Origin of the sequence: Tardiphaga sp. vice154 (genome assembly GCF_007018645.1) — a bacterium.
Taxonomy (GTDB): Bacteria; Pseudomonadota; Alphaproteobacteria; order Rhizobiales; family Xanthobacteraceae; genus Tardiphaga.
Window position 1 is genome coordinate 831,478 of record NZ_CP041399.1, and the last position, 23,523, is coordinate 855,000.

Below are 23,523 nucleotides of genomic sequence, written 5' to 3' on the forward strand. Positions count from 1 at the left end.
TCGATGAATAGATCTCGCGACGACCACGACGCGCTGATGGATCTCGGGCACGATACCCCGCAGGTTCCGGTGAAGGCGCGCAATACCTCGCCGATCGTGCCGCGCGGCTCGATCGCCGGCCGCGCGCTGGTCGCGGTGGTCGCGATCATGACGTTCCTGGCGTCGCTGACCACCGGCGCGGTGCTGCTGGTCTCCGCCTCGGCGTCGGAATGGCAGTCCGAGGTCGCCAGCGAGATCACCATCCAGGTCAAGCCGCTGCCCGGCCGCGATCTCGAGCGCGATACGCAGGCGGTGGCCGAGGCCGTCCGCGGCCAGCCGGGGATCGTCGAAGTGCGGCCCTATACGAAGGCGGAATCCGCCGGCCTGCTGGAGCCCTGGCTCGGCAGCGGCCTGTCGCTCGACGACCTGCCGGTGCCGCGTGTCATCGTGGCCCGCCTGATGCCGGGCACCACGCTCGATATTGCCGGGCTGCGGGCCCGCGTCACCCAGGTCGCGCCCAATGCCAGCGTCGACGACCACCGCGCATGGATCGAGCGGATGCGCTCGATGACCGGGGCGACGGTACTGGCCGGCATCGGCATTCTGGCGCTGGTCATCATCGCCACCCTGATCTCGGTGTCGTTCGCCACCCGCGGCGCGATGGCCGCGAACCGGCCGATCGTCGAGGTACTGCATTTCGTCGGCGCCACCGACCGCTTCATCGCCAACCGGTTCTTCCGGCACTTCCTGCGGCTCGGCCTGCAGGGCGGGCTGATCGGCGGCGGGGTGGCGATGCTGGCCTTCGGCTTCTCGGAATCGATCGCCGGCTGGTTTTCCGGCACTCCGGTGGGCGACCAGTTCGCAGCCTTGCTCGGCACTTTCGCGCTGCGGCCGTCCGGCTATCTGGCGCTGGCTGCGCAGGCCTGTCTGATCGCCGGGATCACCGCCTGGGCCTCGCGGCGCACGCTGTTTTCGACGCTGAACGATATCGAATGAGGCGTGTCGCCAGGCAGATGCGTTTGAAACGGAACGGCGCTGGCATCGCCAGCCCCGGCGAAATTATCTAGACTATCGTGGGAGAATTGTACCAAGCCGCCATGTTGCCGCCGACCGACCAGGATCCGATCGATGCCCCCGTGGCTGCGCCGCCGCGTCGGCGCGTGGTGCGCGCAACCATCGTGGTGTTGTTTGCGCTCGGCTTCATGGTCGGTGCGGTGGGCTTCATCGGTTTTCTCTCGCAGTTGCGCAGCGGCGAAATCAAGCCCTCCGCCAATGCCGACGGCATCGTCGTGCTCACCGGCGGCTCGTCGCGGGTTTCGGACGCGATCGAACTGCTCGCCAATGGGTATGGCAAGCGCCTGCTGATCTCCGGCGTGCATCCGACCAACAATGTCAGCGATCTGGCGCGCTCCTTGCCCGACAGCGAACAGCTCCTGACCTGCTGCGTCGATCTCGATCGCTCGGCGGTCAACACCCGCAGCAATGCGGTGGAGACGCGGCGCTGGGCGCATGAGCGCGGCTTCCGCTCGCTGATCGTGGTGACGTCGAACTATCACATGCCGCGTGCTATCGTCGAATTGTCGCACGAGATGCCGGATATCGAGCTGATTCCATTCTCGGTGATCGGCGACAAGTGGCGCGATGAACCCTGGTGGTTCAGCGCGCCGACCTTGCGGCTGCTGTTGTCGGAATACGCCAAATATCTCGCTGCCGAAGTGCGCGTGAGGCTGGCCGGCGCCGGGCTCGACTTGACGCGGGAGTGGGCCACGCAGCAAACAGAGGCGCCGCGACGACCCCCGGCGCGCATTTCCGCCAATTGAACGGATGGCCATGACCTCGATTTTCGTGCGTTCGTTGATCTACAACGTCTTGTTCTACGTGCTGCTGGTGTTCTGGATCCTGGTCGCCATCCCGACCATGGTGATGCCGCCGCGCGCGTTCATGGCGGTCGCAAAGGCGTGGGCGCGCAGCAGCGTCTGGCTGATGAGGGTGGTCTGCAACACCCGGACCGAATATCGCGGCCTCGAGAAAATTCCGGCGGGGCCGCTGATCGTCGCCTCCAAGCACCAGTCGATGTGGGAAACCTTCGCGCTGATGCAGTTCTTCGATGCGCCGCTCTTCATCTACAAGCGAGAACTGGCGTGGATTCCCTTCTTCGGCTGGTACCTGATGAAGTCGAAGATGATCGGCGTCGATCGCGCAGGGGGCATGCGTTCGCTGATGGACATGGCGCGCCGCGCGCCGAAGGAAGTGCAGAGCGGCCGGCAACTGATCATCTTCCCGGAGGGCACCCGCACCCCGGTCGAGGCGCCGCCGGACTACAAGACCGGCGTTGGCCAGATCTATGTCAATTCGGGCGTGCCGTGCCTGCCGGTGGCGCTGAATTCCGGCCTGTTCTGGCCGCGCCGCACCTTCCTGCGCTATCCCGGCACGCTGGTCGTGGAGTTCCTCGATCCGCTGCCGGCCGGCCTCGGTCGCAAGGAATTCATCGTCGCGATGAGCACCCGGATCGAGGAAGCCACCAACCGCATCGTCGCCGCCGCCCGCGTCGAGCAGGCGGAGCTGTTCGGCCGGGTGCCGAATGTGGCTGCGAAAGAGAGCTGATCTTTCTTCCTTCCCTCTCCCCCTGTGGGAGAGGGTGAATCGAACATGCGGAGCATGTTCGAGACGGGTGAGGGGGTGCCGTAAACACCGAACCCAGCATTACCCCTCATCCGTCTTGGCTTCGCGAAGCCACCTTCTCCCACAAGGGGAGAAGGAAGAAGGCGCGCCGCCGCACCAAGCTAGCTTTGCAGCATCGCGGCCAACTGGTGCAGCTTCTGGTCCCTGAAACCTTCCGCCTCGATCGCCTTCACCGTCGAGAGCACGTAATCGCGGTTGGCGCCGGAGCGGCCGTGGCCCTGTTTCACGAAATGCAGTTGCTCCTGCAGGCTCAGCCGTCCGGCATATTGCACATGGCCGCGATCGACCACATAGGCCAGCGCGCTGACCCGCTGGCGCGCGTCGTTCTCGAGCCAAACGGATCGCATCACCTCATGATAGACGCCGGTGGTCTGCTCGCGTTCGCGCAGATACGCGATGGTCGCCGCCCGCTTGGCAGCTTCGACCTTGAACGCGATGCCGCGGCAGGCGCCGCCGCGGTCGAGGCCGAGCACGAGGCCCGGCTTTTCCGGCGTGCCGCGGTGGTCCCAGGAATAGACGCACAGCGCGCGGTGCTCGCCGATCAGCCGCGCGGGGGCCTGCTCGACGAAGTCGAAGCCCGGCCGCCACATCAGCGAGCCATAGCCGAACACCCAGAGCTCGCCGTCGGATTCCGATTCGCCGGTAATGATCGCTTTCATGCTACGGACCTAGCAGAAACCGCCGTTTGCTGCGACGCGGCTGGGCGCAACCCCGGGCTGCGCGCTGCATCAACCTACCGTCATCGTCGATTTGACAAAATCATAGGCTCTACGTCCCGCCATGTCCGATTATCCCTCCGATCAAGTCCTGCCGCGCCAGCGCCGATTGTGGCCCGTGTTCATCCTGCCCGTCCTCGTCGTCGTTCTGGCGGCGGCATGGACCGGCTTCTGGTTCTTTGCGGCCTCCAAGGTGGACGAGAACGTCGACGCCTGGCGCGCCCGCGAGGCCGCGGCCGGGCGGATCTATGATTGCGCCGACCGCTCGGTGGCGGGCTTCCCGTTCCGGCTCGAAGTCCGCTGCAGCGGCGTTAGCGTCGCGTTGTTGTCGCAGACTGCAGGACAGGCGGCGACGCAGGCCCCGATCACCGCCAAGCTCGGCGAGATCCTGGTGGTCGCGCAGATCTACAGCCCGAAGCTGCTGATCGCCGAGTTCAAGGCGCCGGCGATCCTGTCCCAGAACGGCCAGCCGGCGATGGCGGTGAACTGGACGCTGGGCCGCAGCAGCGTCGTCGGCCTGCCGGGCACGCCTGAGAGCGCGGACCTCGAATTCGACAACGCCTCGGTCGATCGCATCGCGGGCTCCGTTCAGTCCGCTACCGTGCGCGTCCAGCACATCGAATTGCACGGCCGCGCCGCCGAAGGTTCGACGCCGGACAAGCCGATTCTCGAATCCGCGCTGCAACTCACCGGCGGCAGCATCCTCGACGTCCATCCGCTGCTGGAAACGCCGTTCGACGCCGATATCCGCACCCGGCTCAGCGGGCTGACCGACGTCTCGCCAAAACCCTGGCCGCAGCGTTTCCGCGAATTGCAGGCCGCCGGCGGCCGCGTCGAGATCGTGCAGTCGCGGGTCCAGCAGGGCGAAATGGTGTCGCTGGCGACCGGCTCGCTGGGCCTCACGGCGGCGGGCAATCTCGACGGCGAATTGCAGATGACGGTGGCCGGGCTGGAGAAGCTGATCCCGGCGCTCGGCATCGACAAGCTGCTGGAAATGGGCGTGCCGCAGGCGGCACTGGATCGCTTCGCGCCGGGCGTGAAGAGCGCCGACGTTAACAATGTGCTCGGCGCGCTCGACCGCGCGATCCCGGGCCTGGGACGGATGGTGCGCCAGAACGCCAATACCGGCGTCGCCGCGGGCATCAATTCGCTCGGCACCGAGACCATGCTGGAAGGCAAGAAGGCGCGCAGCTTCCCGCTGAAATTCGTCGATGGCGCGGTGATGCTGGCGTCGCTGAAGATCGCGCAGATCCCGCCGTTGTTTTAATAGGTCGCAAAGCAGGGGTTCTTTTCCCTCTCCCCTTGTGGGAGAGGGTGGATCGACCGCGTAGCGGTCGAGACGGGTGAGGGGGTGCCGCAAACTCCGAGCCTCGCCACTCGCCCTCATCCGACGCGGACTTCGTCCGCGCCACCTTCTCCCACAAGGGGAGAAGGAAGGAAGAGAGCGCTACTACTCCGCCTTCTTCAGCGCCGTATGCTTGCGTCCGAAATCCGCCGCCGCTTCGTCCTGGCCGATGCTGACGATGCCGCGGCGGATCGCGCGGGTGCGCGTGAAGTGCTCGAACAAGGCCTCGCCGTCGCCGCGGCGGATCGCGCGGGTCAGCTTCGACAGGTCCTCCTGAAACGCGCCGAGCATTTCCAGTACGCCGTCCTTGTTGGCGAGAAACACGTCGCGCCACATCGTCGGATCGGACGCCGCGATGCGGGTGAAATCGCGGAAGCCGCCGGCGGAGAATTTCAACACTTCCGAGCGGGTGACGTCCTCGAGCTCGTCGGCTGTGCCGACGATCGTATAGGCGATCAGATGGGGCAGGTGGCTGGTGACGGCCAGCACGAGGTCATGGCGCTCGGCGTCCATGATCTCGACATTGGCGCCGAGTGCGCTCCAGAACTGCTCCAGCTTTTCGACCGCCGCGGCGTCGGCGCCGTCCGGCGGCGTGAGAATGCACCAGCGGTTGCTGAACAATTCGGCGAAGCCGGAATCCGGCCCGGAATTCTCGGTGCCGGCGACGGGATGGCCGGGGATGAAGTGCACGTGATCCGGCAAATGCGCGGCCATTGCCTTCAGCACCGATGACTTCACCGAACCGACGTCGGAGACGATTGCCCCCTTCATCAGATGCGGCCCGATGCTCTCCGCGACCGCGCCGGACACGCCGACCGGCACGCAGGCGATCACCAGATCGGCGTCCTTGATCGCGCTGGCATTGTCGTCCGCGATGCGGTCGGCGAGCTTGATCTCGACCGCACGCGCCCGCACCGAAGCGGACGCATCGGTCGCCACCAACTCGCCGGCCAGACCAAGCTGCTGGATGCCGCGCGCCAGCGACGAGCCGATCAGTCCAAGCCCGATCAGCGCGATGCGCCTGAAAGGCGGCTGAGCAGTCACTTCGTCTCCGGCGTATTGGCCGTCATGAAGGCGCGGAGCGTTTCGATGAAGAAGCGGTTGGCTTCCTCGGTGCCGATCGTCATGCGCAGCGCGTTGGGCAGGCCGTAGCTGGCGACCGAGCGCAGCACCAGGCCGCGATGGGTCAGGTAGGCGTCGGCTTCCAGCGCGGTCTTGCCCGGCGTATCCGGGAAATGCATCAGGATGAAGTTCGCCACGCTGGGCGTCACCTTGATTCCGAGTTTGCTGACTTCCTCGGTCAGCCAGTTGCGCCACTTCACGGTGAAGGCCTGAGACATCTCGACATGTGCGGTGTCCTCGATCGCCGCCACCGCGCCGAGCATCGCCGGCGCCGAGACGTTGAACGGCCCGCGGATGCGGTTCATCGCGTCGATGATGTGGGCCGGGCCATACATCCAGCCAATCCGCAAGGCTGCGAGGCCGTGCACCTTGGAGAAGGTGTAGGACACCACGGTGTTCTCGGTCGTGCTCGCCAGCTCCAAGCCGCTGTCGTAGTCGGGACGGCAGACGTAGTCGGCATAGGCCGCGTCCAGCACCAGAATGACATGCGAGGGCAGGCCGGCATGCAGCCGCTTGACCTCGTCATAGGGCAGAAAAGTGCCGGTCGGGTTGTTCGGATTGGCCAGCCACACCAGCTTGGTGCGCGGGCTCACCGCGGCCAGGATTGCGTCGACGTTGCAGGTGAAGTCGGTTTCCGCCGCGATCACATTGGTGGCGCCGTTCGCCGAGGTGGCGATCGGGTAGACCAGAAAGCCATGCGTGGTGTGGATCGCCTCGTCGCCGGGGCCGAGATAGGTGTGGGCGATCAGGTTCAGCAACTCGTCGGAACCGGCGCCGCAGATGATGCGCGCGGGATCGAGGCTGTAACGGCGGCCGATCGCTTCGCGCAGTACCTTCGACGTGCCTTCCGGATAATCCTCGAGATGCGCGGCGGTCGCGGCCACAGCCTCCTTGGCGCGCGGCGAGGGGCCGAACGGGGTCTCGTTGGAGGACAGCTTGTAGGTCTTGCGGCCGGCTTCGACCACCGGGCTCTTGCCGGGGGTGTAGGGCGCAATATCGAGAATGCCGGCTTTCGGCACGGGACGGGACATCTTCAACTCCAGACGATCAATTTGCTTGGGGATCACGAGGCCCTAGCCGGGCACGGTATAGCGGGTTGCGTGGCTGCCGACGAGGGCAGAGGAGCGCACCGAGGCGCCGGCCGCGATCAACGCGGCCTTGATATGCTCCAGGCTGGTGGCGGACGTGATCGAGATCAGCAGTGCCGCGCCGTCGAACGCGGTATCGGGCACTGCCACGATCTCGGCCAGCGGCGACAGCGCGCGCGCGGTCTCGGCGTTCCAGCCGGACACCCGCACGCTCCACATCTCGACCTCTGTCACCATCGCGCTGTCGGCAACGCGCGACACCACGAACACCGGCAGCGCGGCGGGATGGTCGGCGCGCTCGATGAACGGCAGCCGGGCGATGATTTTCGGCATGCCCTGCGGCTCCAACTCAAGCCACCACGGCGTCCGGCTCGACGTCGCCGACACCAGCGCCAGGTCGCCTTTGGACTTGGCGACGGCCTCGACGGCGGCCTGGGCGCTGAAATGCGCCACATAGGGCACCGTAAAGCCGAAGTGGAAGCGCGCGGAATCCCGCATCGCCGGCTCGCCGAGCGACAGGTCGGCATGCACCGAGAACGGCGCCTGCACATACGTGAAAGTGGAAATGATGACCCGCCAGATGCTCTCGACGGTGTCGATCGGCAGGATGCCGCGGTGGCGCTGTACCAGCCTGCGCATCATGTCGGCCTCGCGCGCCGGGCGGAACGCGGAGCCCACCTCCTGGGTCTGCTTCACCGAGATCAGCCGGTCGATGATGTCGCCGCGCTGCATCAAGAGCGAATGGACCTGCGCGTCGATGCTGTCGATCTCCTGGCGGAGCACTTCCAGCGACGGCGGGGCAGGTGGCTTGGTGGACATGGCGAGACCTTGGCGGTTTGACTGAGGCCTATCCGCCGTCATTGCGAGGAGCGAAGCGACGAAGCAATCCAGTCCTTGCCGAGTTCGTGGCTCTGGATTGCCGCGTCGCTTCGCTCCTCGCAATGACGGGGGAGAGGCAGGTGTTCTCCTCCAAGCCCGGAGAACGCGCAAGAGCGCCGGACGCTGGGAGGTATCGTTCTCCGCATCTTGACGGAGGGGCACCGTGGGACTAATATCTCACGACTTCGTGGTCATTTGAGCCGGCCGGCTTGCAGCCACGTTAAATAATTCGCTAAACAGGCCGGGGACAGTTTGATCCCGGCCGAACCTATGTTCAGGCCGGGTTTTTTTATGGCTTGTCCGTGCTGAGAACCTCCCGAGGAGGCCGGTATCAAGATGGTCACGATCCAATCGGTAAAAGGCCCGGTCAAGGCCGACGAACGCGGGCAGGAGGCGGACCATCCGACCTCGCAGGTCGCGCTGTTCGGCGCCGACCAGCCGCTGCGGCTGGATTGCGGCATCGATCTCGCCCCGTTCCAGATCGCCTACCAGGCCTACGGCACGCTGAATGCCGACAAGTCCAACGCCATTCTGGTCTGCCATGCTTTGACCGGCGATCAGCACGTCTTCAATACCCATCCGGTGACCGGCAAGCCCGGCTGGTGGCAGACCCTGGTCGGCCCCGGCAAGGCGCTCGATACCGACCGCTACTTCATCATCTGCTCCAACGTGCTCGGTGGCTGCATGGGGTCGACCGGCCCCGCCTCGACCAACCCCGCCACCGGCAAGGTGTGGGGGCTGGATTTCCCGGTCATCACCATCCCCGACATGGTGCGCGCGCAGGCGATGCTGATCGATCGGCTCGGTATCGATCAATTGTTCAGCGTGGTCGGCGGCTCGATGGGCGGCATGCAGACGCTGCAATGGACCGCGGCCTATCCTGACCGCGTGTTCTCCGCGCTGGCGGTCGCCTGCAGCACGCGGCATTCGGCGCAGAACATCGCGTTTCACGAACTCGGCCGCCAGGCGGTGATGGCCGATCCCGACTGGCGCGGCGGCCGCTATTTCGAGGAGGGCGTGCATCCGCATCGCGGCCTCGGCGTCGCACGGATGGCCGCGCACATCACTTATCTCTCCGACGCCGCGTTGCATCGCAAGTTCGGCCGCCGCATGCAGGACAGGGATCTGCCGACCTTCTCGTTCGATGCCGATTTCCAGGTCGAGAGCTATCTGCGTTACCAGGGCTCGTCGTTCGTCGAGCGCTTCGACGCCAACTCCTATCTATATCTCACCCGAGCGATGGACTACTTCGACATCGCCGCCGATCATGACGGCGTGCTCGCGGAAGCGTTTCGCGATACCAAGACGCGGTTCTGCCTGATGTCCTTCACATCCGACTGGCTGTTTCCGACCTCGGAATCGCGCAACGTCGTGCATGCGCTGAACGCCGGCGGCGTCCGGGTCTCGTTCGCGGAAATCGAAACCGACAGGGGGCACGACGCCTTCCTGCTCGACGTGCCGGAATTCCTCGAGATCGCCCGTGCCTTCCTGGATTCCGCGGCCTCGGTGCGTGGCCTGGTGGAGAAGTAGCATGTCCGTTCTGCAAGAGGGCCTGCCGCTGCTGACGCCGACGACGAGCAACGAAGTAATCTACCGCGGCGATCACCTGCTGGTTGCCGGCATGATACCGAGCGGCTCGAAAGTGCTCGACGTTGGCTGCGGTGACGGCGATCTGCTGCAACTGCTGGAGACGCGCGGCATCGATGGCCGCGGCATCGAATTGTCGCGCGAGGGCGTCAATCACTGCGTCCGCAAGGGCCTCGCGGTGGTGCAGGGCGACGCCGACACCGACCTCGACAACTATCCCGACGATTCCTTCGACTATGTGATCCTGTCGCAAACCCTGCAGGCCACACGACAGCCGCGCGTGGTGCTGGAAAATCTGCTGCGTATCGGCCGCCGCGCGATCGTCTCGTTTCCGAATTTCGGTTTCTGGAAGATGCGGTTGCAGTTGCTGGTCGGCGGCCACATGCCGCGCACCGAGAACCTGCCGGCGACGTGGTATGACACGCCGAATATCCACTTCTGCACCATCAAGGACTTCGTCCAGCTATGCGACGAGACCAACGTCAAGATGGAGCGCGCCGTGGCGCTCGATCTCAACGGCCGGCCGTTGCGGCTGAACGCGCCGTGGTGGTTCTGGAACATGTTCGGCGAACAGGGCGTCTTCCTGCTCAGCCGCGCGGGCAAGATTCGTTAACGAAAAACCTGCGGATGATACCTTTTGCGGGTTCCCGCTGCATGGCTTCCGGCATTTTGATCGCTTTGCTGCATAGCTTTCACGCCTGAGGCATCAATGTGATCGCGACGTCACGAAATGACCTCGCTTCGTGCCTTGCTCTGGCCACACCAAAATCTGTTCTAGCCATTCCGTTGTCGGCCTCAAAGGGGTCGATGAGTTCGGGGGCGTAACAAGGAATAGGTATGGTTCAGTTCAATGCTTTCTACCGTGCGCTTCGCATTTCTGCGTTGGCGATGTGCTCGGTCCTCATCTTCGCGATCGCTACTCCAGCTTCAGCAAAACCCAAGCACCGCGGGCATCACGCCCATTCACATTCTTACAAGCATCACGCAGCCGGCCATCGTCATCACGGCCGCCGTCACATGCGCATCTCGCGTCGCGAGGCGACGCTGCAGAGCGCGGACAGTGCCGCCGAATCCTTTTCGAACAACAGCAGCTTCGGTTCGTCCAACGTCGTTGCGGAAGCCCGGCGATACATCGGCGGCAATCCGACCGGTCGCGGCCGGTTGTGGTGCGCGCGCTTCATGAACATGGTGCTGCAGCGCTCCGGCCATCAGGGGACCGGCTCGGATATGGCGCGCTCTTTCTCGAGCTACGGCCAGCGCATCTCGGGCCCGCAGGTCGGCGCCATCGCCGTGATGTCGCGCGGCCGTCGCGGCGGCCATGTCGGTGTCGTCAGCGGCATCGATGCGTCAGGCAATCCCATCATCGTGTCGGGCAACCATGGCAACCGCGTCGCGGAGTCGGTGTACTCGCGCGGCCGCATCTACGCCTATGTGATGCCGACGAGCTGAGGCTCGTGTAGCCCGGATGAAGTCGCCGCGCCGCGTCTCGGCGCGGTGACGCAATCCGGGGCCGGCGTTGTGGATCGGCCGGCCCCGGATTGTCATCCGGGCTACAGGAAGGTCGGCGCTTCCACTTCAATTGTATCGCCAGCGGCGACCACGCCGCCGCCGATCACCTCGGCATAGACGCCGAGATCGGCGTGGCCATAGGTCTTCTGCAACGTCGCGGGGATCGTGAGATCGCGCGCCGCGGTGTCGGGATCGACGTTGGTGGCGGCACAGCGCACGATGCGCTTGACGATCTTCAGCCGGGCCCCGCCGATCGACAGCACCTGGTCCATCAGCTCGAATTCATGCCATGCCGGCCAACCCGCGACATGGAGATTGCCGCGAAACCGCAGCGGGTGCACGGACTGCCCGATCTCGCCTTCCAGCGCGGCCACGCTGGCGAGGTTGATGATCGACACCACCTTCCTGGCGACGTCGGAAAAGCTGTGCCCGTCGGCGAACAGGATTTTCGGCGGCCCACGCAGATCGTCGGCAAAGTTCGCAGCGAAGAACTGCTCGATGGCCGTGCGCCCTTCGGCGCTGTCGAGATGGCCGCGCGCCGTCTCCTCGCCATTCTCGCGGATCGTCAGCACATGGCTGGCGTCGTCATAATGGGTGCGCAAGCCGGCCAGCCGCTCGTTGCGCATCAGCATCAGAAACTTCGTCTTGGGAAAATATTGCGGCGCCGCCGGGTCGAACCCGCTCGGCCCGTTCTCGATCGCATAGCGCCGGTCGCCTGGCAGGGGCTGGCCGACCGACAGCGTCACTTCGGAAAGCTGTTCGGGCGTCAGGCCCTTGACGGGGTAGCGATACAGGTTGGCGACGGAGGCGGGATGATTTTCAGGCATCGCCTGATTTAAGCGAATTTCGCCGGGCGCACCAGATTGGCCAAAATTTTCTGCCGCTCTCTTCCGCTCCAGCCAAAGCTGCCCATATTTGCATCAAACCGGGTTTTAGACCGGCGACGACCGTGTCCGGTTGACGACTGTCAATGCGGAGCCGCGGAAACCCAGTGAAGATGCCTCTTTCGTGCCTTCGGGGCGAAAATGGCAGGCCGAGGGACATCGAACCATGAACATCGAAAAATACACCGAACGCGTGCGCGGCTTCATCCAGTCGGCACAATCCCTGGCCGTGCGCGAGGGCCACCAGCAATTCTCGCCGCTGCACATCCTGAAAGTCCTGCTCGACGACAGCGAGGGGCTGGCCGGCGGTCTGATCGACCGCGCCGGCGGCAATTCGCGCTCGATTCTGCAGGCGACCGAGGCCGAACTCGGCAAGATGCCGAAAGTGTCAGGGGCAGGGGCCGGTCAGGTCTATCTGGCACCGGCGACGGCACGCGCGCTGGAAGCCTCCGAACAGGCAGCCGAGAAGGCCGGCGACAGCTTTGTCACGGTGGAGCGGCTGCTGCTCGCGCTCGCGCTCGACAAGGAGTCCGAGGCCGGCAGCCTGCTCGCCAAAGGCGGCGTCACGCCGCAGAACCTCAACGCATCGATCAATGCGCTTCGCAAGGGCCGCACCGCGGACTCCGCGACGGCCGAAAACGCCTATGATGCGCTGAAGAAATATGCCCGCGACCTGACCCAGGCGGCGCGCGACGGCAAGCTCGACCCGGTGATCGGCCGCGACGAGGAGATCCGCCGCACCATCCAGGTCCTGTCCCGCCGCACCAAGAACAATCCCGTGCTGATCGGCGAGCCCGGCGTCGGCAAGACCGCGATCGTCGAGGGTCTGGCGCTGCGCATCCTGAACGGCGACGTGCCGGACAGCATCAAGGACAAGAAGCTGCTGTCGCTCGATCTCGGCGCCCTCATTGCCGGCGCAAAGTATCGCGGCGAATTCGAGGAGCGGCTGAAGGCCGTGCTGCAGGAAGTGACCTCCGCCGAAGGCGGCATCATCCTGTTCATCGACGAGATGCATCAGCTGATCGGCGCCGGCAAGGGCGAGGGCGCGATGGACGCGTCCAACCTCTTGAAACCGGCGCTGGCGCGCGGCGAGCTGCATTGCATCGGCGCCACCACGCTCGACGAATATCGCAAGCATGTGGAAAAGGACGCCGCATTGGCGCGCCGGTTCCAGCCGATCTTCGTCGCCGAGCCGACGGTGGAAGACACCGTGTCGATCCTGCGTGGGTTGAAGGACAAGTACGAGCAGCACCACGGCGTCCGCATCACGGATTCCGCGCTGGTCGCGGCCGTCACGCTATCCAACCGCTACATCACCGACCGCTTCCTGCCCGATAAGGCCATCGACCTGATGGACGAGGCCTCGGCGCGGCTGAAGATGCAGGTCGATTCCAAGCCCGAAGAGCTGGATTCGATGGACCGCGAGATCATCCGGCTCAAGATCGAGCAGGAGGCTTTGCGCAAGGAGACCGACCAGGGCTCGAAGAGCCGGCTGGAGACGCTGTCGAAGGAACTGGCCGAACTCGAGGAGAAGTCGGCCGCGCTGACGCAGCGCTGGTCGGCCGAGAAGAACAAGCTGTCCAACGCCCAGAAGCTGAAGAGCGAGCTGGAAGCGCTGCGGCTGGAACTCGCCGATGCCCAGCGCCGCGGCGAATATCAGCGCGCCGGTGAGCTGGCCTATGGCCGGATTCCGGAGCTGGAAAAGAAGCTGGCGGATACCGAGGCGCAGGAAAACCACGGCGAGATGATGGAAGAGGCGGTCACCGCCAACCACATCGCCGAGGTGGTCTCTCGCTGGACAGGCGTGCCAGTCAACAAGATGCTGGAAGGCGAGAAAGACAAGCTGCTGCGGATGGAGGAGTCGCTGGCCGAACGCGTCGTCGGCCAGGCCGAGGCCGTGCATGCGGTCGCGACCGCGGTGCGCCGTTCGCGCGCCGGGCTGCAGGACCCGAACCGGCCGATGGGTTCGTTCATGTTCTTGGGGCCGACCGGCGTCGGCAAGACCGAACTGACAAAGGCGCTGGCGTCGTATCTGTTCGACGACGATACCGCGATGGTGCGGCTCGACATGTCCGAATATATGGAGAAGCACTCGGTCTCCCGCCTGATCGGCGCGCCTCCGGGCTATGTCGGCTATGACGAGGGCGGCGCACTCACCGAAGCCGTGCGGCGCAGGCCCTATCAGGTCGTGCTGTTCGACGAGATAGAGAAAGCGCATCCCGACGTCTTTAACGTGCTGCTGCAGGTACTCGACGACGGCCGCCTGACCGACGGCCAGGGCCGCACCGTCGACTTCCGCAACACGCTGATCATCATGACCTCGAACCTCGGCTCCGAATTCCTGGTCAATCAGCCGGAAGGCGAGGACACGTCCGAAGTGCGCGATCTTGTCATGGGGCAGGTGCGCGGGCATTTCCGGCCCGAATTCCTAAACCGTGTCGACGAGATCATCCTGTTCCACCGGCTGCAGAAGAGCGAGATGGGCCGCATCGTCGAGATCCAGTTCGCGCGGCTGCAGAGCCTGCTCAAGGACCGCAAGATCGAGCTCGCGCTCGATCCCGCGGCCCGCGACTGGCTGGCTGAAAAGGGCTGGGACCCCGCCTACGGCGCACGTCCCTTGAAGCGGGTGATCCAGCGCCACGTACAGGATCCCTTGGCCGAGATGATTTTGGCCGGCGACGTCAAGGACGGCGACGACGTGGACATCTCGACCGAAGGCGGCGCGCTGACCTTCAACGGCCAGCCGCCTCATACCGCCGACACCGAGCCGTTCGAGCGGCCGGCAAAGCGGATGCTGAACTGAGTGAAACACGGGGCCGCACGCTTGCCGTTGCGGCCCCGTAGCGCATGATCCACAATTTCCGGCGGCGACGGCGCAGCGCAGACGAGGACGATACGTTCATGCGAATTCTGTTGGTAGGAGCGACCGGTCTTGTCGGCGCCACCGTGCTGACGAGACTGCTGGCTGACGACCGGATCGAGGCCGTGATTGCGCCGACGCGACATCCGCTCGCGGCCCATACGAAGCTGGAGAACCCCATCGTCGACTTTGCGCAACTCCCCGTCGACGCCGCATGGTGGACGGTGGATGGCGCGATCTGCACGTTGGGCACGACGCGCGCCAAGGCCGGGTCGGATGCGGCCTTTCGCCAGGTCGATCACGATTTCCCGCTCGCCGTCGCGCGGCTGGTGCGCGAGCACGGGGCGACCCGCTTCGCGCTGAATTCCTCCATGGGGGCGGATGCATCGTCGCGCTTGCTCTATCCACGCACCAAGGGCGAGGTGGAGCGCGACTTGCAGGCGCTGGCATTCCCGTCATTGACGATCGTTCGGCCAGGCCTGATCGGCGGCGAGCGCAATGAATTTCGCGCCGCTGAGCGCATCGCGTCTGTCGTGCTTGGCATGCTCGGGCCGCTGCTGCCGCGACGCTACCGCATCAGCCCCGCGACGGCGATCGCCGATGCTTTGATAGATGGGGCAATTGAGGGAACTCCTGGCATTTACATCGTCGAGGCCGAGCGGCTTTCCGGCGATTAAGCGTCGTCAAGGCGTTGTCGGAGCAACCACCGCTGCCGCTTCTTCCGGCTTTTCCGGCACCGACGTGATCAGTCGATTCGACTTCCAACTCACCAGGATCATCACCGCGCACACCGCGTAGAAGCACGTGCCCAAAGCATAAGTCTTGGCAATGCCGAACTCGATCGACAGCGCCATGCCTAGCGCGGAGGCGAGCATCGAGGTGATGCCGTTGGCGCTCCAGAAGAACGGCAGGAGATCCGCGTGGCGTCGCCAGATGCTGAGGCCAAGCGGGAACATCATGCCCATGCAGAACGCCGGGGGCGCCAGCAGAAAGATGGACACGACGATGCGGATCTCGGTGGTCGCGGACTTGGCGAAGTCGCTGACCCAGGGCGTCAACAGGCCGGCGGCGACCAACGCGGCCAGCAGAGCGACCACGCGCGCGATCACGGCGCCCGGCCGCGGTGGATTGGCGCCGACGGTGACGCTGCCGATGCCGCCGAACAGCAGGATGGTGAATAGTACGACGCCGAGCCCGTAGACAGGGTGGCCGAGGAACACCATCAGCCGCTGCATCTGCGAGATCTCGATCAGCATGAAGCCCATGCCGATCGCGCTGAAATACGCGACCGGCGGCGTCAGCGTCGATAACGGCATCGTCCGGGCGGCGCGCAGGTAGGGCAGCACGATATAGGCCACGCAGGCCAGCAATCCCGCCAGCACCAGCGCCAGCGTGGTCGAGACCGCCGAACTGGCGTGCGCGAATTTGCCGGACGAGAAGGTGTCCAGGCCAAGCCGCGAGGTGTAGAAGAAGAACGGATTATCGTCGGTCGAGGGCGCGACGTTTTCCGGCAGCGAGTCGAAGAACGCTCTGTCGGCCTTTCCGGACAGCATGGTCGTGGTAACGGTGTCGAACGCGACGTCCGGCCCGAGCAGGATGGTAAAGCCCTGCGCCGTGAGCCTTTGGCGCGCGCTCTGCCACTCAGCCGCGGTGAAGGCGTCGGGGCGGCTGATGACGTTGACGATGCCGCCGACGTTCAGCGCGATCACATGTCTGGACAGTTCCGCAGCCGGCACGCCCTTGCGCTGCAGCGCCTCCGCTGCGATCGCGACCAGCCGGTAGAACTCGCCGCGGTGGCCGTTCGGCTCGTACCAGCGCGATACCGACAACATGCCGCCGGGGTTCAGCGCGCGATAGAAATCTCCCCACGCCTCCACGGTGTAGAGCCGGTTTTCTGTCAGCGTCAGCCCGCCGGCCGCGGTGGCGGCCCAGGTGTCGATCAGCGAGATCTGCACGAGGTCGTAGCGTTCCGGGGAGTGGTTGATGTAGCTGCGGGCCTCGGCATTGACCAGCGCCACGCCGGGCTGGCGGTCGAGATGGCCGGAAAAATCCGCGAACTTGTCGGTCAGCACCTCGAAGATCGCCGGATTGATCTCGATGCCGCGGATGCTTTTAGCGCCGAAATACAAAGCGGACAGCACGTCGCGTCCGCCGCCGACGCCGACCACGGCGACGGCCTTCGGCGGCTGCACCAGATAGGCGCCGTTGATGACGTCGTCCTGCAGGTAGGAAAGCTTGGCGAGGTCGCCGTCGAACCGCGTAATGACGGTGGCGGCGTCGGCGTCGATGTCGAGGCGCTTCTGCTCGATCTTGCCCTGCGGCGCGCGCGACATGCCCCAACCGGCCGGCGTGCTCTCGCCCTCGCCGGTGACCCGGACGCGGGAATAGGTGTTCCAGCGCTCGAACAGCGTCCCGGTCTGCGCTTCGCCCTTGGCCCAGAACACGCCGAGATGGCTGTGACCGGAGGCAGCCAACCCGGTATGCAGCGCCGCCGCGCCGGCCAGCGCGAGCGCCACGGCACCGCTGAAGCGCCGCGCCCGGGCGTCGCCTTCGGGGCGCGCGACCATCCAGCCGGCGCCCGCGGCGAAGGCGCCGATCCACAGCGTCGCGCTGACCGGATCGATCAGCAACAGCACGAAGATCACGCCGAGGCAGCCCAGCGCGGCGCCGGAAAGATCGGAGGCATAGAGCCAGCCGCCGCCATAGGGCAGGCGGGTCAGCAACAGCGTGATGCAGACGCCGCTTTCGGTGAACGGCATGACGAAGGCGAAGGCGACGACGGCCAGCGCGATCGCCACGGCGTCGGCCGGCACCACCAGCGGGACGCAGAGGAAGGCAATCATGGCGCCGACGCTGCTGATCGCGAAATTTGCGGCGTGGCGGGCGAATTCCACCCCGACGCGCTCCGGTGAATATTTCTCAGGCTGGTCGTAGACCGTCATCGCGCCGCGCGTCAGCCCGAGCATGGCCAGCGAGATCGCCGCGAAGGCAAAGTGATAATACAGCATCACGCTGAAGAAGCGGGTGATCAGGATCTGGTAGGCGAGCGTGGCTGCGGCCAACACGAAAATCGCTACGCCAAAGCGGCTCTGAGCGCGGAGAAGGATTGGCAAGGCATCGCTCCCGGAAGGGCAGGGCGCCGCTTTGCGGCAATCTTTCCAGCCTGCACCAAAGTACCTAACAACCGATTTACCGAGGCGGGTGGTTTGTGCCCTGTTGCCCTACGGTACCATTTATCGTGACAGTCGCCGCCTGGGGGTAAAGATATCGCCCTGCCAAAGGACGTTTCCATGACCGATCTGCCCGCCGCTTCGACCTCCGATGCGGTCCCACCCACCCACGGCGTCAGCTTCAGCGAAGCGTTTCGGGTCTGGATGAAGATCGCGCTGCTCAGCTTCGGCGGCCCGGCGGGGCAGATCGCCGTGATGCATCGCATCCTGGTCGACGAGAAACGCTGGATCTCCGACAGCCGGTTCCTGCACGCGCTGAACTACTGCATGCTGCTGCCTGGCCCGGAGGCGCAGCAGCTCGCTACCTATATCGGCTGGCTGCTGCATCGTACGGCCGGCGGTGTCATGGCTGGCGGGCTGTTCATCCTGCCCGGCGTCATCGCCATCATGGGCCTCAGCTATATCTATGCAGGGTTTGGCCACGTCGGCATCGTCGCGGCGATCTTTTTCGGCCTCAAGGCGGCGGTGCTGGCGATCGTCATCCAGGCCGTGGTGCGCCTCGGCCGGCGCGCGCTGCGCAATGGCGTCATGATTGGCCTCGCAGCCATCGCCTTCGTCGCCATTTTCTTCTTCGATGCGCCGTTTCCAATGATCATCGTCAGCGCCGGCCTGATCGGCTATGTCGGCGCGCGCGCCGGACGTCCGGAATTCGCCGTTGTCGGCCATGGGGTCGTGCCATCGGGGGCGGTGATCGACAGCCTGATGAGCGACGAAGTGCCCGACCACGTCCGGCCAAACCTGTCCCGTGCCTTGAAGGTCAGCGCGGTCTGGCTGTTGCTATGGCTCACGCCGGTGGTCGCGCTGCTGGTGCTCTATGGCGAGGCCAATGTGTTCAGCCAGATCGCATTGTTCTTCAGCAAGATGGCGATGGTGACGTTTGGCGGCGCCTATGCCGTGCTGGCCTATGTGGCGCAGCAGGCGGTCGAGCACTGTCACTGGCTGCAGCCGCGCGAGATGCTGGATGGACTCGGCATGGCCGAGACCACGCCGGGACCCCTGATCATGGTGCTGCAATTCGTGGGCTTCATGGCGGCGTTCCGCGATCCCGGCCAGCTGTCACCGATGCTGGCTGGCACCCTCGGCGGATTGCTGGCGACCTGGGTGACGTTCGCGCCATGCTTCCTATGGATTTTCCTCGGCGCGCCCTTCATCGAATCGATGCGCGGCAACAAGGTGCTGGCCGGCGCGTTGTCGGCGATCACCGCCGCTGTGGTCGGCGTGATTCTGAACCTGTCGATCTGGTTCGCCATCCATACGGTTTTTCGCGAAGCGGTGCCGGTCCGGTCGTTCGGGCTGTCATTCGAGATGCCGGTGTTTTCGAGCGTCGATCCCGCCGCCCTGCTGCTATCGCTGGCCGCGGCAGTTGCCATTTTCCGCTTCCGGATGGGCATGCTCACCGTGCTCGCCGCGTGCTGCGGCGCCGGCGTGCTGCTCTATCTGGCGGGGCTTATCTGAAGCGCGCGTCGGCGATCAGCGGTTGCTGGTCTGCCGCACCGGTGCGGCAGGAACCGTTCCTGCGGCGTCCGAGACCCGGGCGCCATTGCCGCGCATGTTCATCTGCGCATCGAGCCGGTCGCGCTCTTTCTCGAAGCCGGCCATCAGCGTGCCCTCGAGCGAGCGCCCGCGCGGCAGTTTCACCCGCATCGGATCGACGAAGCGGCCGTTGACCAGGATTTCATAATGCACATGCGCGCCGGTCGAGGCGCCGGTCGAGCCGACGAAGCCGATCACCTGGCCCTGGCGGACCCGCTTGCCGGGCTCCAGACCCTTGGCGAAGGCCGACATATGGCCATAGGCGGTCTCGTAGCCGTTATTGTGCTTGAGCTTGACGAATTTGCCGTAGCCGCCTTCCCAGCCGGCGGTCTCGACCACGCCGTTGCCGGAGGCGAAGATCGGCGTGCCATAGGGCGACGCCCAGTCGACGCCGGTGTGCATTTTGACATAGCCGAGGATGGGATGGCGGCGGCTGCCGAAGCCGGAGCGCATGATGGCGTTGTTGACGGGCTTGCGCACCAGGAACTTCTTCGCGCTCTTGCCGGTCTCGTCATAGTAATCGACGATCGCATCGTCGGGGGTCTGGAAGCGGTAGTATTTCTTGGTCTCGCCGCCGACGGTGAGCGAGGCAAACAGCACCTCGGTCTTCTCGGTAATGGTGGCGCCTTCGTCCTCTCCGGCAAAAAATACGTCGAACGAGTCGCCGGGCTGAACCTTGCGCTGGAAATCGACGTCGTAGGAGTAGATCCGGATCATGTCCTCGATGACGGTGGCCGGCACCTTGTTGCGCATCGCGGTCTCGTAGACGCTCTGGTAGAGCCGCACCCCGGTGCCGTCATCGTCATCGTCGTCATCGGCGGCGGTGGGGGCCTCCGCCACGGTGTTCATGCTGGATACGTCGACAGCGACATATTTGCCAAGGTCCGACAAGGCGGCCACCGCCTCGATGGTGGATTCATTGGCGACGATGACGCGGTAGGGCTGCAGCCGCTGCCCGTAGCCGGAGGGCGCCATCAGGATACGCAGTTTCTGGCCTTCGCGGAGGCCTCCGTCACGACCGCGCGGGCCGAGCGTATAGGCGATGGCCTTGGCGTCTTCCGGTGTCGCGCCTTGGTCGCGCAGAATCGTCAGCACCGTATCGCCCTTCTTGACGATATGGATGCGTTCGCCGATCGGGTTGCCGCCGGTGACCTGGTCCTTGGTCTTCGGCATCTGTGTGACGTTTTCCGGGATCACCCTTGTCTCGAAGCCGGCATAGGGGTCGGCCGTGCTGCCTTCGGTGGCATAGGCCATCTTCATGTCCGGCTGCGCGCCGATATCGCCGGTGGCGCTGGCGAGGGTATAGCGAACGCCGGAATTGCCGCGCCAGTTCGACGCGTCGCGCACCCGCATCAACACTTCATCGATCGCCACAGAGGCGCCGAGCTTGGCCTTTGGCAGCACCTGCGCGAGATCGCGGGTGACGAACGAAACCTCGGCGTCGGGTTCCACCGCCTCCGGGTTGGCGGCCGCATCATCGGGGGTGGCGACTGCGGCGGTGCCGACATCGGTCAGCATGCGCTGCGCATTGAAGGGCGGGATCTTGGCGGAGAGGTCGGAGGTCGCCATCGACAGATTGCCGGATATCCGGATGTAGGGCCGCACCCGCATCACGTCGCGATTGCCGACGCGCGTGACAGTGGAGACCCGCAGCACCTGGCGCGCCGCGCTGGATTCGCTGGGCGGCGGCAGCCGGTCGCTCTTGTGCAGGCTGGCCATCTTGTCATTGCCGCCAAAGGCGCCGCGCAGCGCGCCCTCGGCGCGCTCCGGCAATTTGGCGAATGTCATTTCGCCGTCCAGCGACGCAAAAACGGCGCCGCCGATCAGAGCTGCGCCGCAAAGACCCGTGAGGATCGTGCCGCTGAACCATTGGACGGAGACGCGGCGGCGGTCGATGACGGCGGCTTCCGAGCCATCGACGGATAGCGGCGGCTCGTGGCCGAGGTCGATCACCCCGGTCTCGCGATTGTAGTTGCCGCCGCGTGACGTCCCAGCGCTCAAACCGGCGTCCCCCCAAATTCCATCATCATGCGAAGAGACTTCCCCAGAACTTCGCATCGATGCCCAAACACGTCGCGCCAAAATGCTGGCGCTCACGCCGGACGTCAATGCTGCAAAATCTCACGCTGTATCCCGCCTGCTGCCCGCCGATCTCGCCGGCGAGCGGCCGAAGTGGACCGTCAGGAGAGCGTCCGGCTCGAAACCTTGCTGCAATCCCCAAAAACTTTGCGGGACTGCGAAGTTTTTTCGCCCGACTTGCCGCCAGAACGCCGGAGCAATGTGGCTCTTATACGGCGCATGCCCTGAAAAACCTCAGCTTTTCGGCGTCCGGCAGGGTACCGAAATGCGATGACGTTTTTCTGACGATTGCCGTTGACAGATCCGAGTAGGAGGGCCTATAAACCGGCCACTGAGCGCGGCGGCGCCGGGGCCCACGGGTCCAGGCAAGCTTTCGTGCCTCTGGTGCTCCTCATCAAGGTGAGTGACTTAGCAGCCGATAGGTGTCGGTTGATTTGTCGTCCGATGGGAGCCGGTCTTCTTTAAGTAGAAGTGCCTGACGAAATTTCTCCCTTACGGGGAGGGCGATGCTTCGCGCATCGGGTTGTTTGACAAGTTTAGATGAAGAAAGAGAAACGTGGACGGCGGAGTCCTTGCGGGTCTTGATCAGGAAGCATTCGACGCAAGTTGGTGTTTTGGGATTGAGGCCGGACGAAAGACTTCGGCGGTACACGTTTTGATACAAAGGTTACACCATCGTTGTTTGCGCTGTGAAGCGCGGACGGCAGGTTGATCGAGCTTCGGCTTGATTGACCAAGTATGGTGGGACCTCGTCAATACGATGTGATCAGCCGGTTCAAAGTTCAAGTCCAACTTGAGAGTTTGATCCTGGCTCAGAGCGAACGCTGGCGGCAGGCTTAACACATGCAAGTCGAACGGGCATAGCAATATGTCAGTGGCAGACGGGTGAGTAACGCGTGGGAACATACCTCTTGGTTCGGAACAACACAGGGAAACTTGTGCTAATACCGGATAAGCCCTTACGGGGAAAGATTTATCGCCGAGAGATTGGCCCGCGTCTGATTAGCTAGTTGGTGTGGTAAAGGCGCACCAAGGCGACGATCAGTAGCTGGTCTGAGAGGATGATCAGCCACATTGGGACTGAGACACGGCCCAAACTCCTACGGGAGGCAGCAGTGGGGAATATTGGACAATGGGCGCAAGCCTGATCCAGCCATGCCGCGTGAGTGATGAAGGCCTTAGGGTTGTAAAGCTCTTTTGTACGGGAAGATAATGACGGTACCGTAAGAATAAGCCCCGGCTAACTTCGTGCCAGCAGCCGCGGTAATACGAAGGGGGCTAGCGTTGCTCGGAATCACTGGGCGTAAAGGGTGCGTAGGCGGGTTTTTAAGTCAGAGGTGAAATCCTGGAGCTCAACTCCAGAACTGCCTTTGATACTGAAAGTCTTGAGTATGGGAGAGGTGAGTGGAACTGCGAGTGTAGAGGTGAAATTCGTAGATATTCGCAAGAACACCAGTGGCGAAGGCGGCTCACTGGCCCATTACTGACGCTGAGGCACGAAAGCGTGGGGAGCAAACAGGATTAGATACCCTGGTAGTCCACGCCGTAAACGATGAATGCCAGCCGTTAGTGGGTTTACTCACTAGTGGCGCAGCTAACGCTTTAAGCATTCCGCCTGGGGAGTACGGTCGCAAGATTAAAACTCAAAGGAATTGACGGGGGCCCGCACAAGCGGTGGAGCATGTGGTTTAATTCGACGCAACGCGCAGAACCTTACCAGCCCTTGACATGTCTATGATCGGTACCAGAGATGGAACCTTCCCTTCGGGGCATAGAGCACAGGTGCTGCATGGCTGTCGTCAGCTCGTGTCGTGAGATGTTGGGTTAAGTCCCGCAACGAGCGCAACCCCCGTCCTTAGTTGCTACCATTTAGTTGAGCACTCTAGGGAGACTGCCGGTGATAAGCCGCGAGGAAGGTGGGGATGACGTCAAGTCCTCATGGCCCTTACGGGCTGGGCTACACACGTGCTACAATGGCGGTGACAATGGGACGCTAAGGGGCAACCCCTCGCAAATCTCAAAAAGCCGTC

General features: G+C 64.3%; 17 protein-coding genes, 1 rRNA gene and 1 riboswitch (1 of these 19 only partly in view). Of the genes, 11 read left to right on the forward strand and 7 right to left on the reverse strand.

The features are described 5' to 3' along the window. Window positions 1-3: 3 nt before the first annotated feature. From FIU28_RS03935 to FIU28_RS03945, 3 genes are all read left to right on the forward strand, one after another. Window positions 4-975 (forward strand): cell division protein FtsX, encoded by a 972-nt coding sequence (locus FIU28_RS03935; RefSeq protein ID WP_143571783.1) that lies wholly within the window; start codon window positions 4-6, stop codon window positions 973-975. 101 nt (window positions 976-1,076) lie between these two features. Then, a complete protein-coding gene (locus tag FIU28_RS03940; RefSeq protein WP_143571784.1) occupies window positions 1,077-1,799 on the forward strand; it encodes a YdcF family protein in 723 nt (240 codons plus the stop codon). A gap of 10 nt (window positions 1,800-1,809) precedes the next feature. Continuing rightward, window positions 1,810-2,583, forward strand: a complete 774-nt coding sequence (locus tag FIU28_RS03945) for a lysophospholipid acyltransferase family protein (protein WP_143571785.1) — start codon at window positions 1,810-1,812, stop codon at window positions 2,581-2,583. Window positions 2,584-2,762: 179 nt separating this feature from the next. On the opposite strand, the gene FIU28_RS03950 is transcribed toward FIU28_RS03945, so the two are convergent. Continuing rightward, window positions 2,763-3,320 (reverse strand): gamma-glutamylcyclotransferase, encoded by a 558-nt coding sequence (locus tag FIU28_RS03950; protein WP_143571786.1) that lies wholly within the window; start codon window positions 3,318-3,320, stop codon window positions 2,763-2,765. Between the two features lie 121 nt (window positions 3,321-3,441). On the opposite strand from FIU28_RS03950, the gene FIU28_RS03955 reads away from it, so the two are divergent. Beyond that, window positions 3,442-4,644 (forward strand): DUF2125 domain-containing protein, encoded by a 1,203-nt coding sequence (locus tag FIU28_RS03955; RefSeq protein WP_143571787.1) that lies wholly within the window; start codon window positions 3,442-3,444, stop codon window positions 4,642-4,644. A gap of 183 nt (window positions 4,645-4,827) precedes the next feature. On the opposite strand, the gene FIU28_RS03960 is transcribed toward FIU28_RS03955, so the two are convergent. Genes FIU28_RS03960 through FIU28_RS03970 form a run of 3 tightly spaced genes read right to left on the reverse strand, consistent with a single transcriptional unit; the run spans window position 4,828 to window position 7,751 of the window. Beyond that, window positions 4,828-5,766, reverse strand: coding sequence for a prephenate/arogenate dehydrogenase family protein (locus tag FIU28_RS03960; RefSeq protein ID WP_143571788.1), 939 nt, complete (start codon window positions 5,764-5,766; stop codon window positions 4,828-4,830). Continuing rightward, window positions 5,763-6,875 (reverse strand): histidinol-phosphate transaminase, encoded by a 1,113-nt coding sequence (gene hisC, locus FIU28_RS03965; protein WP_143571789.1) that lies wholly within the window; start codon window positions 6,873-6,875, stop codon window positions 5,763-5,765. The genes FIU28_RS03960 and hisC overlap by 4 nt, the downstream gene beginning before the upstream one ends. Before the next feature lie 42 nt (window positions 6,876-6,917). Further along, entirely contained in the window at window positions 6,918-7,751 is an 834-nt protein-coding gene (locus tag FIU28_RS03970) for a chorismate mutase (protein ID WP_143571790.1), read from the reverse strand. Between the two features lie 237 nt (window positions 7,752-7,988). Beyond that, window positions 7,989-8,068, forward strand: a riboswitch (SAM riboswitch). 79 nt (window positions 8,069-8,147) lie between these two features. Between FIU28_RS03970 and metX the strand changes: the two genes are divergently transcribed. From metX to FIU28_RS03985, 3 genes are all read left to right on the forward strand, one after another. After that, complete coding sequence (gene metX, locus FIU28_RS03975) at window positions 8,148-9,341, forward strand: homoserine O-acetyltransferase MetX (RefSeq protein WP_143571791.1); 1,194 nt, start codon at window positions 8,148-8,150, stop codon at window positions 9,339-9,341. Between the two features lies 1 nt (window position 9,342). After that, window positions 9,343-10,011, forward strand: coding sequence for a methionine biosynthesis protein MetW (gene metW, locus FIU28_RS03980; protein ID WP_143571792.1), 669 nt, complete (start codon window positions 9,343-9,345; stop codon window positions 10,009-10,011). A gap of 224 nt (window positions 10,012-10,235) precedes the next feature. Then, complete coding sequence (locus FIU28_RS03985; RefSeq protein ID WP_143571793.1) at window positions 10,236-10,847, forward strand: TIGR02594 family protein; 612 nt, start codon at window positions 10,236-10,238, stop codon at window positions 10,845-10,847. Window positions 10,848-10,948: 101 nt separating this feature from the next. Here the strand turns inward: FIU28_RS03985 and FIU28_RS03990 are convergent, their stop codons facing one another. Next, entirely contained in the window at window positions 10,949-11,734 is a 786-nt protein-coding gene (locus FIU28_RS03990) for an MOSC domain-containing protein (protein ID WP_143571794.1), read from the reverse strand. 223 nt (window positions 11,735-11,957) lie between these two features. Between FIU28_RS03990 and clpB the strand changes: the two genes are divergently transcribed. Together clpB and FIU28_RS04000 are read left to right on the forward strand one after the other, a co-directional pair. Then, complete coding sequence (gene clpB / locus FIU28_RS03995; RefSeq protein ID WP_143571795.1) at window positions 11,958-14,594, forward strand: ATP-dependent chaperone ClpB; 2,637 nt, start codon at window positions 11,958-11,960, stop codon at window positions 14,592-14,594. Window positions 14,595-14,638: 44 nt separating this feature from the next. Continuing rightward, window positions 14,639-15,328 (forward strand): NAD-dependent dehydratase, encoded by a 690-nt coding sequence (locus tag FIU28_RS04000; protein ID WP_246660856.1) that lies wholly within the window; start codon window positions 14,639-14,641, stop codon window positions 15,326-15,328. A gap of 6 nt (window positions 15,329-15,334) precedes the next feature. Here FIU28_RS04000 and FIU28_RS04005 read toward each other — a convergent pair whose 3' ends face one another. Beyond that, on the reverse strand, window positions 15,335-17,764 hold the full coding sequence (locus tag FIU28_RS04005; protein ID WP_246660857.1) for a hypothetical protein: 2,430 nt from the start codon (window positions 17,762-17,764) through the stop codon (window positions 15,335-15,337). 177 nt (window positions 17,765-17,941) lie between these two features. Between FIU28_RS04005 and chrA the strand changes: the two genes are divergently transcribed. Further along, window positions 17,942-19,336, forward strand: coding sequence for a chromate efflux transporter (gene chrA / locus FIU28_RS04010; protein WP_143571796.1), 1,395 nt, complete (start codon window positions 17,942-17,944; stop codon window positions 19,334-19,336). A gap of 15 nt (window positions 19,337-19,351) precedes the next feature. Here chrA and FIU28_RS04015 read toward each other — a convergent pair whose 3' ends face one another. Continuing rightward, window positions 19,352-21,472 (reverse strand): M23 family metallopeptidase, encoded by a 2,121-nt coding sequence (locus FIU28_RS04015; RefSeq protein ID WP_143571797.1) that lies wholly within the window; start codon window positions 21,470-21,472, stop codon window positions 19,352-19,354. 810 nt (window positions 21,473-22,282) lie between these two features. On the opposite strand from FIU28_RS04015, the gene FIU28_RS04020 reads away from it, so the two are divergent. After that, window positions 22,283-23,523 (forward strand): 16S ribosomal RNA (locus FIU28_RS04020); it runs 246 nt beyond the window's last position.

Coding starts and splice junctions, on each gene's coding strand:
- FIU28_RS03950 (WP_143571786.1), bottom strand. CDS start 3,320: ATGAAAGCGATCATTACCGGCGAATCGGAATCCGACGGCGAGCTCTGG.
- clpB (WP_143571795.1), top strand. CDS start 11,958: ATGAACATCGAAAAATACACCGAACGCGTGCGCGGCTTCATCCAGTCG.
- FIU28_RS03945 (WP_143571785.1), top strand. CDS start 1,810: ATGACCTCGATTTTCGTGCGTTCGTTGATCTACAACGTCTTGTTCTAC.
- metX (WP_143571791.1), top strand. CDS start 8,148: ATGGTCACGATCCAATCGGTAAAAGGCCCGGTCAAGGCCGACGAACGC.
- hisC (WP_143571789.1), bottom strand. CDS start 6,875: ATGTCCCGTCCCGTGCCGAAAGCCGGCATTCTCGATATTGCGCCCTAC.
- FIU28_RS04000 (WP_246660856.1), top strand. CDS start 14,639: ATGATCCACAATTTCCGGCGGCGACGGCGCAGCGCAGACGAGGACGAT.
- FIU28_RS03940 (WP_143571784.1), top strand. CDS start 1,077: ATGTTGCCGCCGACCGACCAGGATCCGATCGATGCCCCCGTGGCTGCG.
- FIU28_RS03970 (WP_143571790.1), bottom strand. CDS start 7,751: ATGTCCACCAAGCCACCTGCCCCGCCGTCGCTGGAAGTGCTCCGCCAG.
- FIU28_RS03935 (WP_143571783.1), top strand. CDS start 4: ATGAATAGATCTCGCGACGACCACGACGCGCTGATGGATCTCGGGCAC.
- FIU28_RS03990 (WP_143571794.1), bottom strand. CDS start 11,734: ATGCCTGAAAATCATCCCGCCTCCGTCGCCAACCTGTATCGCTACCCC.
- FIU28_RS03985 (WP_143571793.1), top strand. CDS start 10,236: ATGGTTCAGTTCAATGCTTTCTACCGTGCGCTTCGCATTTCTGCGTTG.
- FIU28_RS04015 (WP_143571797.1), bottom strand. CDS start 21,472: ATGCGAAGTTCTGGGGAAGTCTCTTCGCATGATGATGGAATTTGGGGG.
- metW (WP_143571792.1), top strand. CDS start 9,343: ATGTCCGTTCTGCAAGAGGGCCTGCCGCTGCTGACGCCGACGACGAGC.
- FIU28_RS03955 (WP_143571787.1), top strand. CDS start 3,442: ATGTCCGATTATCCCTCCGATCAAGTCCTGCCGCGCCAGCGCCGATTG.
- chrA (WP_143571796.1), top strand. CDS start 17,942: ATGACCGATCTGCCCGCCGCTTCGACCTCCGATGCGGTCCCACCCACC.